The organism is Cesiribacter andamanensis AMV16, from assembly GCF_000348925.1.
In the GTDB taxonomy this organism is placed as follows: domain Bacteria; phylum Bacteroidota; class Bacteroidia; order Cytophagales; family Cyclobacteriaceae; genus Cesiribacter; species Cesiribacter andamanensis.
In genome coordinates this window covers 1-18,551 of the sequence record NZ_AODQ01000025.1, presented here as the reverse complement: position 1 = coordinate 18,551, position 18,551 = coordinate 1, and the positions used below count along the sequence as shown (strand labels likewise).

Here is an 18,551-nt window from a genome sequence, read left to right as displayed (position 1 = left end):
AATTGCCTGGCAGGCACCTTTTTATCCCTGTTCGGGAGAGAAGGCATTCGCCCAAAAAATAAGAAAAGAAGGGGGAGTAGCTGTATAACACTCTATTTTTTATTATTTTACTTTAAATAGTTGGGTTACTTCCGTTTCTTTACCAGGCTGATGAACCCCAGGCGGGGAGCAAGGCTGCAGGGCAGGTTCTTGTTAGGTTTAGGCTGATTTCTATGCAACAGTATCTACGATCGATCTGGGGAGTTGGGGCTTTGCTGCTGCTGTTGCTGGCGCAGCCTGCTGTGGCACAAAAGCGGGGAGATGCCTGCGCCAAGGCCCGGCAGCTGCTGCACACCATCCGAACCTACCATGTAGCCCCGCCGGCGGCCGATTCCCTTTTTGGCGAGCGGGTACTGCAGCAGTTTGTCGGCATTCTGGACCCCTATGGGCTTTACCTAACCCGGCAGGAGGTAGACCAGCTTCGTCCCCATTTCAGCAGTCTGGAAGCGCAAAGCACGCAGGGAAAATGCGGATTTGTGGAGGAGTCTGTTCGGCTGTTCATGCGGCAGTACCGCTTTGCCGATTCGCTGCGCCAGGCCCTTCTGCGCCAGCCCTTTCACTGGCAGCAGGCCGATACCCTTTACCTTACTATAACCACTACACCGCCGCTTGCCGCCAGCCGGCAGGAGCTGGCCCTGCGCTGGCAGCGACAGCTGAAATACATGGTGCTGCAGGAGGCCTATAGCGATAGCGGGGGCGAGTCCCTGCGCCTTAGCAATCAGCAGGCCCTGCAAACGCGGGTGCTGGAGCGGCTCAACTGCCGCCGCAGCCGCATGCTTGATACCCCCGGGGGACTGCAGGACTATGTAGAGGAAAGTCTGCTGGAGGCCCTGGCCTCCTCCTTTGATCCGCATACCAACTTTCTGCCCGCCAGCATCAAGCAGCAGTTTGAAGCCTCGCTATCCGTTGAGGCCGAATCCTTTGGCATAGAGCTGGAAGAAAACCGCCAGGGCGATGTGCAAATTGGCCAGCTGGTGCCCGGCGGGCCCGCCTGGAAAAGCAATGAGCTGCACCAGGGGGATGTGCTGCTGCAGCTGCGCCCCAAACGGGGGGGCACCAAAAGCTTTAGCTGCACCAACCTGGAGGAGGCAGCCCGCCTGCTGAACGATGCCACCCACCGCCATGTATTCCTGACCGTTCGCAAGCAAAACGGCAAAACCAAAACGGTAGAGCTGGTGAAGGAAAAGCTGCAGGTAGAAGAAAATGCGGTGCAAAGTTTTATCCTCACCGGCGAGCGCAAGATCGGTTATCTCTCACTGCCCGGTTTTTATACCCAATGGGATGAGCAGGGGCGGGAGCGGGGCTGCGCCCAGGATGTGGCACGGGAGCTGCTAAAAATGAAACGGGAGGGGATAGAAGGCCTTATTCTGGACCTGCGTTTCAATGGCGGCGGTTCGGTGCAGGAGGCCCTCAACCTGGCCGGCATCTTCATTGACGAGGGGCCGCTGGGCATAGAGCATAGCCGGGGAGAAGCCCCGCGCCTGCTGCGGGACCTCAACAGGGGTACGCTCTTTGATGCTCCCCTGCTGGTGCTGGTCAATGGCTTTAGTGCCTCAGCCTCCGAGATCCTGGCCCGATCTCTCCAAAACTACAACCGGGCGCTGGTGGTAGGCAGCAAAACCTATGGCAAGGCCAGCATGCAAAGCCTTATTCCGCTGGATGCATCGGCCTCCTCCAGCTGGGGCGCACATACCCGCAGCGATTTTGTAAAAGTGACCATCAGTCGCTACTATGACCTGAAAGGGGCTACCTACCAATACCATGGGGTACTGCCAGATGTACTGCTGGAAGACGGACTGGCCGTTTTAGGCCAGCACGAATCGGCCTATCCTACTGCGCTGCAGCCCGATGCCATTCAGAAAAAAGTGGTGTACCAGCCGCTGCCCCCGCTGCCGGTGCAGGATATTGCCCTGCGCAGCCAGCGGCGGCTGCAGCAGAATACGCACTACCACCGCCAGCTGGAGCAGGCCCGTCAGCTGGAAGCCAGCACCCGTAAGGGCTTTCCCCTTCGGCTGAGCCCGGAAGAATTCCGGCAGGACTATGCCTGGCTGAATAACCTGATGGGTACGGAAGAGGAACAGGAAGTGCAGCCGGACTTTGACCTGAGCCCCCTGGGCACCGGGCAACCGCGCCTGATCCAAAGCCCCGAGCAAAAAGAAGCCGAAGAGCAACTGGTAAAAGACCTGCGGCAGGATGCCTGGCTGGGCGAGTGCTACCACATTATGCTGGACCTGTTAGGGATAGTAAAATAACAGCCTATCTCAATAACATATAGACAAAGGGTTCAGACACGAATGGTCCAGGCTAGTCCTGGGTCTGACGCTCCGGCTCAGCAATTAAAACAACCATCCCGGCTAAACAGCCTGGTTTATAAAGAAAACGCATACTACATTCTGCATCCTACCAACTCGATACGCGCTACTCCACATCCAACCAATACACCTATGCTAAAACGTTTCCCACTCCTCCTGCTGCTCCTGCTCAGTTTATCCCTGAGTGCATGGGCGCAAAACCTCGAGCAGCCGGTTGGCTACCTCTCGGCCATTGGCCAGGAATACCAGGCCATGAACAAAGACATGTGGCGCTACATTTCGGCTGTAGCGCATGGCAAGCGGGCCAAAAAGATCGAAAACCTGCGCAAAGATCTGCTGGCCACCATCAAGGAATCCCAAAGCAGGGTACGCAAGCTGCCGGCCTTTCAGAAAGACCCCAGCCTGCGCGATTCCGTAGCCGCTTATTTTGCCCTGAGCTATAAGGTGATCAATGAAGATTACGCCAAGATTGTGGATATGGAAGAGATCGCCGAGCAATCCTATGACCTGATGGAAGCCTACATGCTGGCCAAGGAACTGGCCAATCGCAAGCTGGATGGGGCCGCCGAGCGGGTAAATGAGCAGCAGCGCCTCTTTGCCCAACAGCACGGGGTGCAGCTGGTAGAGGGGCAGAGCAAGCTGGGCGCCAAGCTGGAGCGGGCCGGATCGGTATTTGAGTATTACAACCGCCATTACCTGATCTTCTTCAAGACCTACAAGCAGGAAGCGTATCTGATGGCTGCTCTGGAGAAGGGGGATATTGGGGCGCTGGAGCAAAACCGCACCACCCTGCTTAAATATGCCGATGAGGGCCTCAGCAAGCTGGATACCCTGCCTCGCTACAAAAGCGACCTTACCCTAAAGCAGGCCAACCTGCAAATGCAGAACTTCTACCGCCGCGAAGCCGAAATGGTCAGCAAATGGGTAGAATTTCTGCTGATCAAGGAAAAGTTTGAGCAGCTCAACAAGGCGATGGAGGCCAAACGGCCTGCCGACCGCACCAAAGAAGATGTAGACCAGTACAATGCCGCCGTAAAGGAATACAATGCGGCTATTGCCCAGTTCAATGGCAGTCTGGACCAGCTAAACAAGTCCCGCAGTCAGCAGCTGGACCAGTGGACCAAAACCGTAGATGCCTTCCTGGCCAAGCATGTGGCTAAGTAGTGCGCGGTAACGGTCCTGTCCGGATTGCAGCTCCTAGTGCAGCTAGTTTCAAACCCCAGGACATATTCGCCCTGGGGTTTTTGCTTTTTAAGAGCGAGCGATAGGGGTGCAATGCGTTTGCTTAGGGGCAGAGGTCCTCAGCCTTGCCGGATAGTCTGCTGGCAAACTGGGCAGCATAGCGGGCAAGGGGGCCCTGGGGGGTTCCGAGCTGCAGCAATTCGTATCGAATAAGGGCTTCCTCCTGCAATCCGTAGAGGTGCAGCATCCGTGCTTCCAAAAACAGCTTTTTGTGCACCAGCAGCTCCTGTTCCAGCGCCTGGCGCATCGCCTGCTGGGTGCCGGGGTTTTGGGCCATGGCCACCCCCTGTACGGCAGAGACCACCCCCTGCTGCGGATCAACCGTTTTTTGTTTAAAGAAGCTGCTCAGGCGGTTGGCCCCCTTTTTGAGCGTATAGCCAAGGCCATACTCATTAAAGGGGATGCCCTGCTGGTAGGCGCCGGCCGGAAAAAGCTGGCCCGCTGCGGCAGAATAAAGCGGGATATGGGCTTTTCCTTCGGGGCTTAGCTCATCTTCAAACCCAAAGGTAGCCTGACAGAAAAAGGCATCTACCCATACCGTGCCCAGTGCGGATTCTGTCCGGATTACCGTATGCCCCCCTTTGCCGGGTGCTGTAATGCCCACCAGCTGTACCCGCTCCAGCTTATCGGCCAGCAGAAAGGCCAGAAAACCATTGAGCTGGTCGCAATAGCCATAGCCCCGCACAAAGGAGGCCAGGGTAGAGGTGGAGATAATGGGCACTTCGGCCTGCAGCTGGGTGAGGTAGCGCTCCTGTACCCCCTGAGTAGCGGCTGCAATGCTGTGGGCGGGCTGGTCTGCCGAGAGAGCGAATTGCTGCTCCAGGCTCTTTTTAAGATCGTGCCGCAGCTTTAGCTCCAGCACTTTTACCCAGGCTGCCTCCAGAAAGGAATGCTCCCGCAGCCAGCGTTCTTCATCCTCAAAAAAATAGTCTGCCTGCGCCGCTACCCTACCGGCCATAAGTGCAGGGGGAAGAGGGATAAGGTAAAGCGCCCCTGCCAGCAGCAGGAAAGCGATTGCCAGAAGCAGTACTTTTTTGAAGAAAGCAGCCATAGAGGGGGTATCATCATGCGATCTATAAAGATAGAGCAAAAGCCGCTTGCTGCCTACTGTTGAAAGCTGGTCATTCCTCCAAGGTTCCAAAATCCTTGTAGGATTTTCTCCCCCCCCCTCAGGCCGTAACCGAGGCCCGGATGATCTTTTTGAGCTGTTCCTTTGGCAATACCCCCTGGTAGAGGTCCCCGCCGATCTGAAAGGTAGGCACTGCCCGGATGCCCAGCCGGTAGGAGCTTTCCAGCTCCTGCTGATGCGCTTCCCGGTAGCGGCGCTCTTCCAGTGCCTGGCGATAAGCGGCCCCATCCAGCCCCAGCCCGCCTGCCAGCCGGGTCAGGATGTCAATATCACCAATGTCCTCATCTTCTTTAAAGAAGGCCTCAAACATGCGCAGGGTATAAGCCTCGCCTTTGCCCTGCTCCCGGGCATACTGAAAGCCCTCAAAGGCCAGGTGGGTATGGGGTTGCGGAGAGATGCTCGGCAGGCGGATAGTTACCCCCAGCTGCCGGGCCATGGGGTAAACGGCCTGCTCCCAGATGCGGGGCAGGTACTCATCTTCGGGGCGCAGGGTAGGGGTGGGATAGGGCCGTAGCTCAAATGCTTTCCAGTGGACGGTAATGTTCAGCTGGGGCAGCTCCCGGCGCACCTCTTCCAGGATCTGCTCGGCCAGGTAGCAAAAGGGGCAAACGTAGTCTGAATAGATGGTAATATGGGCCATAGGGGTGTGAGGTAGGAGGTATGGGGTATTGGTGAGGTATGGGGTATGAGGTTATGCGGGTTCTGTAGCTGTAAGGGGTGTACCTGTATATAAGTGGACGGGCTGGCGAAAGGTTTTGCTGGAGAGGAGGGGGGCATCGCCGGAGGGCATTTGCAGGTTTGCTGCAAGGGGTATTGGGGAAATAGTGGGTTGATAGAATGGGAAAGAATGTGTATCTTATTTGAAACTAACTTTTTAGCCTATGAATATGATCCAAAAATTGGAAGCCTATGGCGAAACCCATCACCCGGCCTGGCTCGATACCCTGCGCATTGCCCTGGGCCTTATTATCCTGATCAAAGGCATCATCTTTATTGCCGACACCAGTTCGCTGGTAGAGCTGATGCAAAGCAGCGGCTGGCCCTGGGCCACTATGGCGGTAGCGCATTATGTGGCGTTTGCCCACCTGGTAGGGGGTATTCTTATTATCCTGGGACTGAAGACCCGGGTGGCCATCCTTTTCCAGATTCCCATTCTGCTGGGGGCCATCTTTCTGGTAAACGTTCACCGGGGGTATTTCACCAGCAATGGCGAGCTGCTGCTGTCCATTGCCGTACTGGCGCTGCTGGTGTTTTTCTTCTTCTGGGGCTCCGGGCCCTTTTCGGTAGATCACTGGATGCGTACGCATCAGGAACGCTGAACGGCCCCGCCACTGCCCGCTTTGTTTCCTAACATGAGCCACTGACCCGCCGGTTGGTGGCTTTTGTATGGCAGCTGCAGGGAGGCCAGCCGATAACAATGCGCCGGCTGGCTGGTTCAGTAAGGGGAACCCTATTGCGCATCTATGAACTGGATACTGCTGCTGGCAGGAATTATACTCACAAGCTGGGCCATCCTGGAAGGGCTCTGGACTACGCTCTGGATTGATGGCAACTCGGCTCCGGTTACGGGCCGAATCACCTCAGGGATCTGGCAGGCTTGGAAGCACCTCTTCCGCCACCGGCACAAAGCCCTTAGCCTGGCGGGCCCCCTGGTGCTCATCGTCACCGTAGTTTCCTGGATCCTGTTTATCTGGCTGGGCTGGACGCTGATCTTTGCCGCTGAGCAGGGCTCCCTGATGAGCTCCAAGGGAGAGATCCCCGATTTCTGGGGCAGGGCCTGGTATGTGGCCTACTGCATGTTTACCATAGGCAATGGCGACTACCTGCCACAGGGGAGTGGCTGGCAGCTGGTAAGCAGCTTTGTGGGCTTCAGTGGCATGGGCATGGTTACGCTCTCCATCACCTACATCTTCCAGATTGTTTCGGCAGTAGTCACCAAACGTTCCTTTTCAAGCCAGATCACCAGCATTGCCACCGAAGCCGATGCATATGTAAAGCAGCAGTGGACGGGCACTGATTTTGGCGCTATTGAGTTGCAGCTTAATGCTCTTTCGGGCCAGCTGGATACGCTCAACGAACAGCACCTGGCCTATCCTATTCTGCACTACTACCATGCCCAGCATTCGGAAAAATCCATTGCCATAGCCCTGCCGGTGCTGGATGATGCCCTCATCATCATTGGCGACTGTGTAGCGGAAGAATACCGGCCAGCCCGTACGCTGCTGATGGGCTGCCGCTCTTCCATTGGCAGCTATTTGAAAACACTCAGGGCGGCCCACATTCATGCAGCCCGGGAAGTACCCCCTCTGCCCAACTGGCACGCACTCCGGGAGGCCGGCCTGCCCCTTTGCTCCAGGGAAGAATTTGAAGGCCGGTTCAGGAAGTGGGAAGACCGGCGAAAACTAATGCTGGGCGTAACCCAAAATGCCGCCTGGCGGTGGCCATCAACCCTTTAACACTATGGATGATATTGCTTTTTTCTGGTCGGGCTGGGCGCCGCTGCTGCGCATTGTGGTGGTAGGATCTCTTACCTATGTATCCATCATTGCCATTTTGCGCCTGTCGGGCAAGCGCACCCTGGCCAGCATGAATGCCTTTGATTTTGTGGTAACGGTAGCCCTGGGCTCTGCCTATGGCCGCATTCTTACGGCCAAACAGGTATCGCTGGCCGAGGCCATCACCACCTTTGCGCTGCTGGCGGTGCTGCAGATGATGCTCTCCCGGCTGGAATCCAAAAACTGGTTTCATCAACTCATTACCGCTCAGCCCACCCTGCTGTTTTACAGGGGGCGGTTTATGGAAAAAGCCATGCAGGAACAGCGGGTGCGCAAAGATGCCCTGCTGAGTGCCGTGCGCCAGAACAAGCTCAGCAGCCTGGAAGAAGTAGAAGCCATTGTGCTGGAAACAGACGGCTCCGTCTCCGTTATTCAGCGCTCGGACCGTAGCGACCAATCAGCCTACCAGCCCCTGGTAGACCGTCAGTTCCCGGAAAAACGCTAACTAAAAAAAAGCCGCAGGAAGAGGTTTTCCGCGGCTTTCTAACATCTAACATCTAACGTCTAGCTTCTAACCTCTCACTTCAGTTTCATATCTTCCACAATCTGGCGCACCTTATCCTGCAGGCGCTCCTGGGTGGCAGAGGGGCTTTCGCCGGGCTGCACCGGGGTATTTACGCTGACGTAGAACTTGATCTTGGGCTCGGTGCCGGAGGGACGGGCACTGATCTTGCTGCCATCTTCGGTCAGGAACTGCAGCACATTGGAGCGGGGAAAATCCAGGGGATCTTCCCGGTTCTCCTGCGGATGGCGGCAAACGCCCAGCTCGTAGTCCATCAGCTGCTTCAGGGGGCTGCCGGCAATCTGCAGCGGCGGATCCTGGCGCAGCTCCTGCATCATTTTCTGGATTTCTTCGGCCCCGCTCTTACCGGGTTTGGTCACCGAGATCAGAATCTCCTGGTAGTAGCCAAAGCGCTGGTACATCTCCTGCAGCAGTTCCCACAGGCCCTTGCCGTTGTGGCGGGCCCAGGCAGCCATTTCGGCAATCATGGCGCAGGAAGCTACCGCATCCTTATCCCGCACAAAATCGGAGATGAGGTAGCCGTAGCTTTCTTCGCCGCCGGCTATAAATTCCTGTTTGCCCTCCAGCTCCCGCAGTACCCCGGCAATGTACTTGAAGCCGGTAAGGGTATTGTAGCAGTCTACCCCATAGTGCTCGGCCATGCGGTCGATCAGGTCGGTGGTTACAATGGTTTTAACGATATATTGCCGGCCGTTGAGCTTGCCTTTCTCTTTCCAGGCTTCCAGCAGGTAATAAAGCAGCAGGGCGCCGGTCTGGTTGCCGTTCAGCAGCTGCCACTCACCGGCTTTGTTTTTAATGGCAATGCCCACACGGTCGGCATCGGGGTCGGTGCCCATCAGCAGGTCGGCATCCAGCTCCCGGGCTTTTTTCAGCCCCAGGCTCAGGGCTTCGGCCTCCTCGGGATTGGGGTATTCCACGGTGGGGAAGTTACCGTTTGGCTCGGCCTGCTCCTGTACCACATGCACCTGGCCAAAGCCCATGCGGCGCAGCACCTCGGGAACAAGAGTAATGCCCGTGCCATGTATGGGGGTAAACACAATCTTCAGATCGCTCTGGGCCCGGATGGCCTCCGGCGAAACGCTCAGCTTCAGCACTTCCCGCATGTAGGCCTCATCCACCTCCTTGCCAATAAGGCTGATGTACTGGGGATTCTTCTGAAAGTTAACTTCGCTGATATCGGTCAGTTTATTCACCTCCAGGATCACATTTTTGTCGTGCGGGGGCACCAGCTGGGCGCCATCGCTCCAGTAGGCCTTGTAGCCGTTGTATTCCTTGGGGTTGTGTGATGCGGTAAGCACCACCCCGCTCTGGCAGCCCAGGTAGCGGATGGCAAAGCTCAGCAGGGGGGTAGGGCGCAGCTCTTCAAAGAGGTACACCTGTATGCCGTTGGCCGAAAAGATATCAGCGGTGGTTTCGGCAAAAAAGCGGCTGTTATTGCGGCTGTCGTGGGCAATGGCCACTTTTATGGGCTGATTCGGATAGCACTTTTTCAGGTAATTGGCCAGTCCCTGGGTGGCCAGGCCCAGGGTGTACTTGTTCATGCGGTTGGAACCTACGCCCATAATGCCGCGCAGGCCGCCGGTGCCAAACTCCAGGTCTTTGTAAAAGGCTTCGGTCAGCTCGGCCTCGTTGTTGGTGTCCAGCCACTGCTGGATCTGCTGCTTGGTGTCTGCATCAACAGCCGGGCTGTTGAGCCATTTTTTTGCTTTTTCTTTTATTTCCATGGTTAAAAAAGTATCGGTTTTGGGTATGGGGTATGAGGTATGGGGTATGAGATATGGGCTTCTGCGGTGGAAATTTTTTAGGAAAGAACGACTTCTCTGGCTTTTGCCAGGCTTAACAATATTAATATCGACAAAGCATTAAACTTCTTATGCTGCTGGAAATTTCCTGCAACTTCAGAAAGCTCCCACTGCAGAAGCCCATACCCCATATCTCATACCCCAAACCTCCTATAAATTCCCCCGCAATTCCTGCTCCCGCTCTATGGCTTCGAACAGCGCTTTAAAGTTGCCTTTGCCAAAGCTCTTGGCGCCTTTGCGCTGAATGATCTCGAAGAAAACGGTGGGCCGGTCCTGGATGGGTTTGGTGAAGATCTGCAGCAGGTAGCCTTCTTCATCACGGTCTACCAGAATGTTTTGCTTTTTGAGCGGCTCCAGGTCTTCCTCAATGCTGCCCACACGCTCCAGCAGGTCCTCATAATACGTTTCGGGCACGTAGAGGAACTCTACCCCGCGGCGGCGCATTTCGGCAACCGTTTCCAGAATGTTGTCGGTGGCAATGGCAATGTGCTGCACGCCGGCGCCTTTGTAGAATTCAATGTATTCTTCGATCTGCGATTTTTTGATGCCGGCGGCCGGCTCGTTGATCGGGAATTTTACATAGCCATTGCCATTGCTCACCACCTTGCTCATCAGGGCGGTGTATTTGGTGCTGATGTCCTTATCGTCAAAGGTAATGAGCAGCTTAAAGCCCATCACATCCTCATAAAACTTCACCCACTTGTTCATCTGGCCCAGCTCCACATTGCCCACGCAGTGGTCTACGTATTTCAGGCCGATGGGGGTAACGGGGAAGGCACTCGTTTTGGCAATATAGCCTGGCATAAAGGGACCCCGGTAATTCCTGCGTTCCACAAATTTGTGAATGGTATCGCCATAGGTCTTGATGGCCGCCACCACCAGCTCACCGGAATCGTCCCTCAGGGTTTGCGGCTCCAGGGCCGATTCTGCGCCGCGGCTCATGGTCTCGTGGTAGCTTTTGGCGGCATCATCTACCCAGAGGGCCAGCACCTTCACCCCATCGCCGTGCTGGTACACGTGGCGGGCTATGTCGGTATCGGGCAGCAGGGAAGAGGTAAGCACAAAGCGCAGCTTGTTTTGCTGCAGTACATACGAGGCGCGATCGCGCTGTCCGGTTTCGGGCCCGGCATACGCCACCAGCTCAAATCCCAGCGCAGCCATGTAGTACATGGCGCTTTGCTTGGCGTTGCCCACCCAAAATTCAATGTGGTCAGTGCCGTTTATGGGCAAAAAGTCCTGTTCCATAGCAAATAAATGGTTTGTTTTCCTGCTGGCAAATACGGGAATCGCGGGGGCTTATGCAAACCTTTTGTGGTAAGCCGGGCAGCTCCTCCCCTAGAAAAAGCACCCAATGGGGCGGAATGTTCGGCATGCCCTCCAATTTTTGCCTACTTGGTTGGAAATGGACTAAAAAAGGGCAAATTTTGCACTACATCTACACCCCAACACATGCTAAATCTGCAAGAACTGGAAAGCGGCCTGCTGGCCCTGGCAACTAAAAAGAACGAGCTGGCCGCCCTATCCTATGATGATACCCGCTACGATGAGGTAGAAGAAGAACTACACGATCTGGAAGATGATTTTCAGGAGCAGTGGGGCGATTATCTGGAAGATGCTCTGCACCGTGTGCATGATGATCTGTGTCCCGATAATGATGTACTGCTGCCCATTGCCTATGTGGCCAACCGCTACGCAACAACCGAAGATGGCCGATGGGTACCCGTAGAAGGGGGCGTACCTGTAGAGGTGGATGAGCTGCCTACCAAAGGAGCCAAACTTGCCCTGGCTCCCAAACCCACGCGCATTGTGCTGATCATATCGCCCAAGAAGCAGGAGGATGTGTGGGTGGCTAAAGCGTGACATAGTATTTGCCTGATAGATGATGCCTGACTGTTTAGCCAGGCATCTTTTTTTCATGATTATTGTATGAATAAGTTAAGAATATTTCTCCTGGGGAGTCTGCTTTGCTGCGTTTTAGATACGAATGGTCAGGTCGTATCAAATAAAGACACTACGTTTAGTGTTGTTGCGCCTGCAGACTGGAGAGCTGAAGTGAGTAAGGCTGAAATCGTACTGATCTCAGCGAAAAGTGGTTTTTTGGATCCCTATCAGGAAAATGTACGGGTACTGGCCAGTAACTCGTACGGATGGGATATCGATCGTGCCTTTCGGAGTTTTGTAAAGGAGGCTTTTCCGGATATGATTCCTGGCTATAAACAACTTCAGGAAGGAACTGATACGCTTGCTGGCTTACCTGCAAAATGGTTGATATTCCAAAGTGAGGAGCAGGGGTATCGGCTAGAATCGCTGGTGATTATGGTTGTAGATGACACTCAGGCCTATGCTATTGTTGCCTCTGCCTTGGCCAAAGATTACCCTCGCTATTCCGATACATTCAAAGAGATTGCTTCCTCATTTTCGCTTTTAAAGTAGTAGTGCGTTACGTTTAGACGAACAAAACTGGTCCTAATGAGGGCTTTTCTTTGTGCTGGCATTGTGGGGAATCAAAAGAGGTATACTTATACCGAATTTGTTTTACGTTTCCCAGGACTGTGGTGCGGCCTGCCAGGCTTACAGACCAGCCTCCTGAGGGGTCTGTGGGCCACAGATCCTTAGAAACATACCTGATTTCAGAAGTTAATTTGATATTGCCTCAGGATAAGGCGCACCGGGCCGAACTAATGATTTTTTATATACTCTGAAACTTCATAGCAACGTCTGGATGATCCAGTTTTGATATCGTTCAGGGAGATCAGGCAAAGCCCAGCTTCTGCCGCACTTTTTGCAGTACGTATAGCCCTATCTGGCGGGCTTTTTCCTCGCCTTGCTGCAGCTTGCGTTCCAGCTCGGCGGGGTTTTCCATATAATACCAATAGGCTTTGCGCTGCTCGGCAAAGCGGCTGATCATGAGCTCGTACAGCGCCTGTTTGGCATGTCCGTATCCATACCCACCGCGCAGGTAGTTCTGGCGCATCTCGTCCACTTCGGCCGGACTGGCCATTAATTTATAAAGGGCAAAGGTGGTGTCGCTGTCCGGATCTTTGGGGTCCTCCAGGGGGGTGCTGTCGGTAATGATGCCCATGATCTGCTTGCGCAGCTGCTTATCGGGCAGAAAGGGGTCAATGGTATTGCCGTAGCTCTTGCTCATCTTTTGCCCGTCGGTACCGGGTACGGTCATTACCTGCTCGTCGATGCGGGCCTCGGGCAGCACAAAGGTATCGCCATAGCGATTGTTGAAGGAGGAGGCAATGTCGCGGGCGATCTCTACATGCTGGCGCTGGTCTTTGCCTACGGGCACCACCTGGGCATCGTACATGATGATGTCGGCCGTCATGAGTACCGGGTAAGTAAACAGGCCGGCATTTACATCGGCCAGGCGGTCCTGCTTGTCCTTGAAGCTGTGCGCATTGGCCAGCATGGGGTAGGGGGTATAGCAGTTGAGGTACCAGGTAAGCTCGCACACCTCGGGTATGCGGCTCTGGCGGTAGAGAATATTCTTGTCGGTATCAAAGCCAAAGGCCAGCCAGGCGGCGGCTACGGAATTTACATTTTCGATGCGCTGCTCCCGCTCCTTGATGGTGGTAAGGGAGTGCAGATCGGCTATAAAGAAGAGCGATTCGTTGCCGGGCTGGTTGCTTAAGTGAATCGCTGGCAGAATAGCCCCCAGAATATTACCCAGGTGCGGACGACCACTGCTTTGAATTCCTGTGAGGATGCGTGCCATGTAGAGATGTTTAGCGCCCAAAAGTAAAAAACAGTGCCGGGATTTGGGGGCTTTTTTGAAAAAAATGCCTTAATACCTTACAAAAGAATCTGCTTCGGCCCCATTTTTGTCATTTGTACTTTGTGAAGAAGTGCGTAATTTCAGGCAACAGTATCAGCAAGATATGAACAAGTGGATTCTTTTAATCGCCATGGGGCTGGCAAGTGCCCCGGTACTGCAGGCCCAGCAGGTGGTAGAGCGGCAGGGCTTTGAAAAACGCCTTACGAGCTTTAAGGCCGAAACCAATACCCATGATTTTGGCGAGGTGCCCGAAGAAGGCGGCGCCGTACGCTACCGCTTTGAGTTTGTGAATTCGGGCGAGGTGCCTGTTAAAATACTGGATGTGAAGGCCTCCTGCGGCTGTACTACGCCCGACTGGAGCAAGGACGAGATCAAACCCGGCGAGCGGGGCTTTGTAGTAGCCGAGTACAACCCCCTGAACCAGCCCGGCCAGTTCCACAAAACGCTTACGGTCTCTACCAATTCGGAGCCCAATGTGACCATCCTCAACATCAAGGGGGTAGTGAAACCCAAGCCCCGCACCGCCGAGGAGGATTTTCCGGCCGAGGCCGGCCGGCTGCGCATGAAATACCGTGGCTTTAACATCAACCGCATTACCAACGAAAAGCCGGTGGTGCGCAAATTTGAGGTCTATAACCAGGGCGATAAGCCCCTTGCCTTCAATAAAAAAGCAACTGAGGCACCCGCACACATTGGCGTAGCCTTTGAGCCGCAGACGCTGCCGGCCAAAAGCCGCGGCTATATAGTGCTAACCTATGATGCTGCCGCCCGGGGCGAGCTGGGCTGGCTTACCGACAACCTGGTGATCCATACCAATGAACCCGAGGGCGAAAACCGCAAGGTATTTACCGTATCGGCCACCGTAGAGGAGTATTTTCCGCCCATGACGGAGTCGGAACTGGCTCAGGCCCCGCGCCTGCAGCTGGACCGCAGCAAGCATGAGTTTGGCGGGGTGCGCCAGGGCAACATTGCCGAAACCGAATTCACCCTGACCAATACCGGCCAGTCGCTGCTGAACCTGCGCGATATCAAGTCCAACTGCGGCTGTACCGTAGGGGTGCCTGAGAAAAAAGACCTGCAGCCCGGCGAAAGCGTAAAGCTGAAGGTGAGTGTAAATACCGAGGGACGCCGGGGCAACCAGTACCAGACGGTAACCATCTTCTCCAACGACCCTACTGCCCCCACCCAGACCCTGAGCCTGAAGGTGGAAGTAAAAGAATAAGGGGGTAACCCCCTGCTGATTCGCTAACCAACGCACATTGGAAGCACCCTCCGGCCGGAACAGTTCTTGTTCCGGCTTTTTTTGTGCCCTACCTTAGAGAGCCAGATCCTCTTATCCTATGCAGGCCCCAAAAGATCGCTTCTCCAGCCAGTCGGCCGCCTACCGGCAGTTTAGGCCCCAGTACCCGCCCGAGCTGTATGCCTTTTTGCTGAATCAGGTACAGGGGAGGGAGCGGGCCTGGGACTGCGGCACCGGCAACGGGCAGGTGGCCTCCCAACTGGCCGGGCATTTTGCCGAAGTTGCCGCCACCGACATCAGCCAAAAGCAACTGCAGCAGGCCACCCCCTTGCCTAACGTACACTATAGCCTGAGCCGGGCCGAGCAAACCCCTTTTCCGGACCGGCACTTCAACCTGATCACTGTAGCGCAGGCCCTGCACTGGTTTGATTTTGTAGCCTTCTTTGCAGAAGTGCAGCGGGTAGCAAGGCCTGGGGCTCTGCTGGCGGTCTGGGGCTATGGCCTGCTGCGGATAGGACCCGCTATAGATGCCCTGCTGGATCATTTTTATATGCAGGTAGTAGGCCCTTACTGGGATGCCGAGCGCCGCCACATTGATGCAGCCTATACCAGTATCCCCTTTCCCTTTGCGGAGATGGAGGCGCCGCCACCCTTTGCCATCCGCCAGCAGTGGCACCTGGCACAGGTAGAGGGGTATTTGAGCACCTGGTCGGCAGTCAGGAATTACCAGCAGGAAAAAGGGGCTAATCCACTGCCCGAACTGGTACAGCAGCTTAGCCCCCTATGGGGAGCGCAAGCCCTCAGAGAGGTGCGCTTTCCGATCTTTATGCGCCTGGCCCGGCTTTGATTGCTAATTGCCCGGCACAAAGAAGGGATCAGCCGGAGCAGCAGCCGGCTGCTTTTTGCCAAATCGGTAGGATACACTGAGGTTTATCAGGTAATCGGCAAAGGCGGCATCCCCATTTCTGGGCTGGCCGGTTGCCTGCTCAATCTCCAGATCGGTAATGCTTTGCGGACGGTTGCGCAGCAGGGCCACGGGTACCGAAAGGGTAATAGAGGTGCTCTTCTTCATGTAGCTAAGCCCCGGCTCGGCCGATACTACACTGCCCGGACGCCGAAATCCACTGCTGCCCCCAATGAGATCCTGTACCGGTACCCCCTCATAGCGCAGGGCGCCCAGCAGCCCAAGACCACTGCTGCCCAGCGTATAGGAGGCCCCTGCCCGCAGGGCAAACTGGTCGGGTACCGACATAATGGATTCATTTACCAGCAGCGGGCTTAGCGTTTCCCGGTAGGTGCGGGTGCCATTTACCTCCCTGGGATTCAGTAGGTAAAAGCCGCTGCCGAAAAGCGCAAAGCGGGTGCCCATTGCCCTGAATCCCTGCAGCTCGAGGGCAAGCCCTACACCGCCATCGCCCGGCTGGATCGACTGGTCTACCGGACGCTCTTCCGGCCCGCCATCGGGCCCTACATTGTAAAAGAGGTCGGTAGCCCGGTAGTTGCCGGTGGGCAGCTTCAGGCCAAGACCAAAGGCCAGGTTGGCTGTGGGTGATTTTTGGGGAGATAGCAGCCAGTAGCCTGCGCCAATCCGCGCATCGGCCAGGCCCCGGGATGAGGTAAGCCGTCGTTCGCTGCGTCCATGCTCATAGAGGGAGGAGCGGTCGTTGTAGACAAAGGGCAGCGTTACACTGGCAAATAGCCGGTCATTGATTCCGTAGTTGAGGGTAAGGTCCAGCGCATGGGAGTAGTTAACCACTTCCGTATTATTGGCCACCCGGTCGGGTTCTTCTTCCCGCCCCCGAAAATGCCGGAAGGATTTAAAGTAGCGGTAGTTGGTGCTGGCCTGCCACTGACCTTTCAGCAGGGTGGCCGAATGGCTACCCCCTCCGCAGGAAGAAAAATGGCGGATGGCAACGCAGCCCTGCGCAGCTCCCATAAGGGGAAGCAGCAGGAGCGAAGCCATCAGGGATAAAAAGTAAGGGTTTTTCATAGGGAGAGTGATGGGTGTGGGTTAGGTCTACTGAAGAGTAAGGAGTTCCACAGATGGAGTCTGGCTATCTGCAGTGTTTTTAAGGGTCTGCATGAGTAAGTGGCTTGCTTGAAATGTAGCTATTCTAGCTACAAATAGCAATAGTTTCTATTGATTCAGTGCTCTGCAGCAAGCGATACCTCCAGAATGCCTGAGGAGGATGCGCCGGAATTTGAACAAGCATTAGCGCTTTTCAGTAGTACCTAAAAGAATTTAAGCACATGGCAAGTACCAAAATAACCGTAAACAGCAACGGCTCTCTGAAAGTAGAGGGTGATTTTGAGATCGTCGATAAAAACGGAACCCCTTACGACCTGGGCGGCCGCAGCCTGGTATCCATCTGCCGCTGCGGCCTTTCAAAAAACAAACCCTTCTGCGATGCCTCCCATAAAGGGCATTTTGAGCATGAGGCCATAGCCTTTGCACTTCCCCCAAAAAAATAAGCCCCGAATCCGTATCCGGGGCTTGTCTCTGGTTTGTATTTCGTTGCTTTTCACTAAACCTGACAGTCCTACGCGGCTCGGTTTCTATACCGCGCTGCGTTGGCCTGTCAGGTTTATAGACCTCTCCAATACCAGCTCTTACTCAGCGCAGGAGCCGATGGGGGCGCCCGGGGGTGGGCTGAGCAGGCCGGGCATTTCCATGGGCTTGCCCTCGGTTTCCAGGTGCTTGATCAACTCGGCTGCAAAGGCCCAATGGGCTTGCCAGCTTTCGTCTTTGCCTTTGCCGGCACTGGCCAGCCAGGGCTGTAGCTGGCTTAGCTTCAGTTTCAGAAGGGCCTGGGTCTGCGGACTGGCTCCCTTATCCCGGCTTTGGCTAATGAGGTGGTGCAGCACCACATAATTTACCGTCCGTTGCAGTTCACCGGCATAGCCTGCCTGTGCGGGGGCTTTAAGGGTTTGGCCGATCAGCCGGTCCAGCACTGCCTGCAACGATGGTTGGGCGGGGTCCTGGGCATGGTACTCCAGCAGGCGGTTCATGCGGGCGGGGTCCAGCAGCAGGGAAACGGTTTGGTTGGCGGCGGCTTCGGCAGCCGCCAGCGCATCAAACGTAAGGCCGGTACGGATGCTGATCACCTCCCGGCTGCGGGCGTAGCCATAAGGTTGAGGGGGTATCTGGTCCAGCAGGGCTTTGGGGAAGGCCAGCGCCTCCGGGCGCAGGGTGGCCAGCAGGGCCTCCAGGGCTTTCTGTTGCTGGGCCACCGGTACTTTTTCGGTCACCGGCTGTCCATCGCCTTTCAGGGCATAGCGGTAATTGAGGCCGCCGATCAGCTTTACGGCCGCTTCGGTCTGGTAGCGGTGAAAAAAGTACACCGGCACCAGCTTTTCTTCCAGCTGGGCCATGGGGGTACCCTCCCGCAGGGTGTTTTGGCCCAGGTTTTGGAGGGCAATTTTTCGTACCTCCATCAGGCGGTTAAGCTCATCGGCGGCATCGCGGCTGTTGTCCCAGAGGTGGGCATAGGGGTGGGCGCCACCGGTAGGGCGGGCATCCTGGTCGGAAAGGAAATAAAGCCCCTTGCCAAGGGCCTGGCTGATCAGGCCATCGAGCGCTTCTTTTTCATCTATCCCTTCCGGAAAGTCCTGGTAGCCCCAGCTAATGGCCACTTTGTCCCAGGCGGCAATTTTATCATCATAAGGCTGGCTGATATCAATTTGCCCGTTGCGCACAGTTACCCGCGGATGGGGGTAGTCCATCACCGAGGCCAGCTCTTCGCTGCTTGCGGCATAGTTATGGGCCAGGCCCAGCGTGTGGCCAATCTCATGGGCCGATAGTTGCCGCAGGCGAGCCAGGGCCAGTTCCTGTACCTCGGCCGGTGCCTGGGAACCCGCGCCGTAGGGGGAAAGCAGGGCTTCGGCAATCAGGTAATCCTGCCGCACCCGCAGCGAGCCAAGCGAT

General features: G+C 55.7%; 17 protein-coding genes. 10 read left to right on the top strand and 7 right to left on the bottom strand.

Annotated elements, in window-relative coordinates:
• The first annotated feature begins 212 nt into the window (after positions 1 to 212).
• Together ADICEAN_RS06610 and ADICEAN_RS06605 are read left to right on the top strand one after the other, a co-directional pair.
• The gene (locus ADICEAN_RS06610) at positions 213 to 2,291 is read left to right on the top strand and encodes a S41 family peptidase (protein WP_009194789.1); all 2,079 of its coding nucleotides are present in this window, start codon (positions 213 to 215) and stop codon (positions 2,289 to 2,291) included.
• A 192-nt stretch (positions 2,292 to 2,483) separates the two neighbouring features.
• Positions 2,484 to 3,515 (top strand): LIC11966 family surface protein, encoded by a 1,032-nt coding sequence (locus ADICEAN_RS06605; RefSeq protein ID WP_009194788.1) that lies wholly within the window; start codon positions 2,484 to 2,486, stop codon positions 3,513 to 3,515.
• A gap of 121 nt (positions 3,516 to 3,636) precedes the next feature.
• Here the strand turns inward: ADICEAN_RS06605 and ADICEAN_RS06600 are convergent, their stop codons facing one another.
• Entirely contained in the window at positions 3,637 to 4,644 is a 1,008-nt protein-coding gene (locus tag ADICEAN_RS06600) for a hypothetical protein (protein ID WP_009194787.1), read from the bottom strand.
• A gap of 118 nt (positions 4,645 to 4,762) precedes the next feature.
• The gene (locus tag ADICEAN_RS06595; RefSeq protein ID WP_009194786.1) at positions 4,763 to 5,362 is read right to left on the bottom strand and encodes a DsbA family oxidoreductase; all 600 of its coding nucleotides are present in this window, start codon (positions 5,360 to 5,362) and stop codon (positions 4,763 to 4,765) included.
• Between the two features lie 241 nt (positions 5,363 to 5,603).
• On the opposite strand from ADICEAN_RS06595, the gene ADICEAN_RS06590 reads away from it, so the two are divergent.
• The 3 genes from ADICEAN_RS06590 (at position 5,604) to ADICEAN_RS06580 (ending at position 7,722) form a co-directional block, all read left to right on the top strand.
• Positions 5,604 to 6,041, top strand: a complete 438-nt coding sequence (locus tag ADICEAN_RS06590) for a DoxX family protein (protein WP_009194785.1) — start codon at positions 5,604 to 5,606, stop codon at positions 6,039 to 6,041.
• Between the two features lie 144 nt (positions 6,042 to 6,185).
• Complete coding sequence (locus tag ADICEAN_RS06585) at positions 6,186 to 7,178, top strand: potassium channel family protein (RefSeq protein WP_009194784.1); 993 nt, start codon at positions 6,186 to 6,188, stop codon at positions 7,176 to 7,178.
• Positions 7,179 to 7,182: 4 nt separating this feature from the next.
• Positions 7,183 to 7,722, top strand: coding sequence for a DUF421 domain-containing protein (locus ADICEAN_RS06580; RefSeq protein ID WP_009194783.1), 540 nt, complete (start codon positions 7,183 to 7,185; stop codon positions 7,720 to 7,722).
• A gap of 74 nt (positions 7,723 to 7,796) precedes the next feature.
• Here ADICEAN_RS06580 and ADICEAN_RS06575 read toward each other — a convergent pair whose 3' ends face one another.
• Both ADICEAN_RS06575 and hppD read right to left on the bottom strand, forming a co-directional pair.
• Positions 7,797 to 9,524: a phospho-sugar mutase gene (locus tag ADICEAN_RS06575; RefSeq protein ID WP_009194782.1), complete on the bottom strand. Its 1,728-nt coding sequence runs from the start codon at positions 9,522 to 9,524 to the stop codon at positions 7,797 to 7,799.
• A 228-nt stretch (positions 9,525 to 9,752) separates the two neighbouring features.
• Complete coding sequence (gene hppD / locus ADICEAN_RS06570; RefSeq protein WP_009194781.1) at positions 9,753 to 10,847, bottom strand: 4-hydroxyphenylpyruvate dioxygenase; 1,095 nt, start codon at positions 10,845 to 10,847, stop codon at positions 9,753 to 9,755.
• Between the two features lie 204 nt (positions 10,848 to 11,051).
• Here hppD and ADICEAN_RS06565 point away from each other — a divergent pair, with 204 nt between their 5' ends.
• Positions 11,052 to 11,462 carry a hypothetical protein gene (locus tag ADICEAN_RS06565; RefSeq protein ID WP_009194780.1) on the top strand — a complete coding sequence of 137 codons (411 nt, stop codon included), beginning with the start codon at positions 11,052 to 11,054 and terminating at the stop codon, positions 11,460 to 11,462.
• Between the two features lie 66 nt (positions 11,463 to 11,528).
• Positions 11,529 to 12,035 (top strand): hypothetical protein, encoded by a 507-nt coding sequence (locus tag ADICEAN_RS06560; protein WP_009194779.1) that lies wholly within the window; start codon positions 11,529 to 11,531, stop codon positions 12,033 to 12,035.
• Positions 12,036 to 12,354: 319 nt separating this feature from the next.
• Here the strand turns inward: ADICEAN_RS06560 and trpS are convergent, their stop codons facing one another.
• Positions 12,355 to 13,326, bottom strand: a complete 972-nt coding sequence (trpS, locus tag ADICEAN_RS06555; RefSeq protein WP_040396411.1) for a tryptophan--tRNA ligase — start codon at positions 13,324 to 13,326, stop codon at positions 12,355 to 12,357.
• A 163-nt stretch (positions 13,327 to 13,489) separates the two neighbouring features.
• Here trpS and ADICEAN_RS06550 point away from each other — a divergent pair, with 163 nt between their 5' ends.
• Entirely contained in the window at positions 13,490 to 14,608 is a 1,119-nt protein-coding gene (locus ADICEAN_RS06550; RefSeq protein ID WP_009194777.1) for a DUF1573 domain-containing protein, read from the top strand.
• Between the two features lie 118 nt (positions 14,609 to 14,726).
• On the top strand, positions 14,727 to 15,473 hold the full coding sequence (locus ADICEAN_RS06545) for a class I SAM-dependent methyltransferase (RefSeq protein ID WP_009194776.1): 747 nt from the start codon (positions 14,727 to 14,729) through the stop codon (positions 15,471 to 15,473).
• A gap of 3 nt (positions 15,474 to 15,476) precedes the next feature.
• On the opposite strand, the gene ADICEAN_RS06540 is transcribed toward ADICEAN_RS06545, so the two are convergent.
• Positions 15,477 to 16,616 carry a transporter gene (locus ADICEAN_RS06540; RefSeq protein WP_009194775.1) on the bottom strand — a complete coding sequence of 380 codons (1,140 nt, stop codon included), beginning with the start codon at positions 16,614 to 16,616 and terminating at the stop codon, positions 15,477 to 15,479.
• Between the two features lie 260 nt (positions 16,617 to 16,876).
• Here ADICEAN_RS06540 and ADICEAN_RS06535 point away from each other — a divergent pair, with 260 nt between their 5' ends.
• Positions 16,877 to 17,098 (top strand): CDGSH iron-sulfur domain-containing protein, encoded by a 222-nt coding sequence (locus ADICEAN_RS06535; protein WP_009194774.1) that lies wholly within the window; start codon positions 16,877 to 16,879, stop codon positions 17,096 to 17,098.
• A 138-nt stretch (positions 17,099 to 17,236) separates the two neighbouring features.
• Here ADICEAN_RS06535 and ADICEAN_RS06530 read toward each other — a convergent pair.
• Positions 17,237 to 18,551 (bottom strand): zinc-dependent metalloprotease (locus ADICEAN_RS06530; protein ID WP_040396410.1); only part of this gene is annotated, 1,315 nt, incomplete at its 5' end.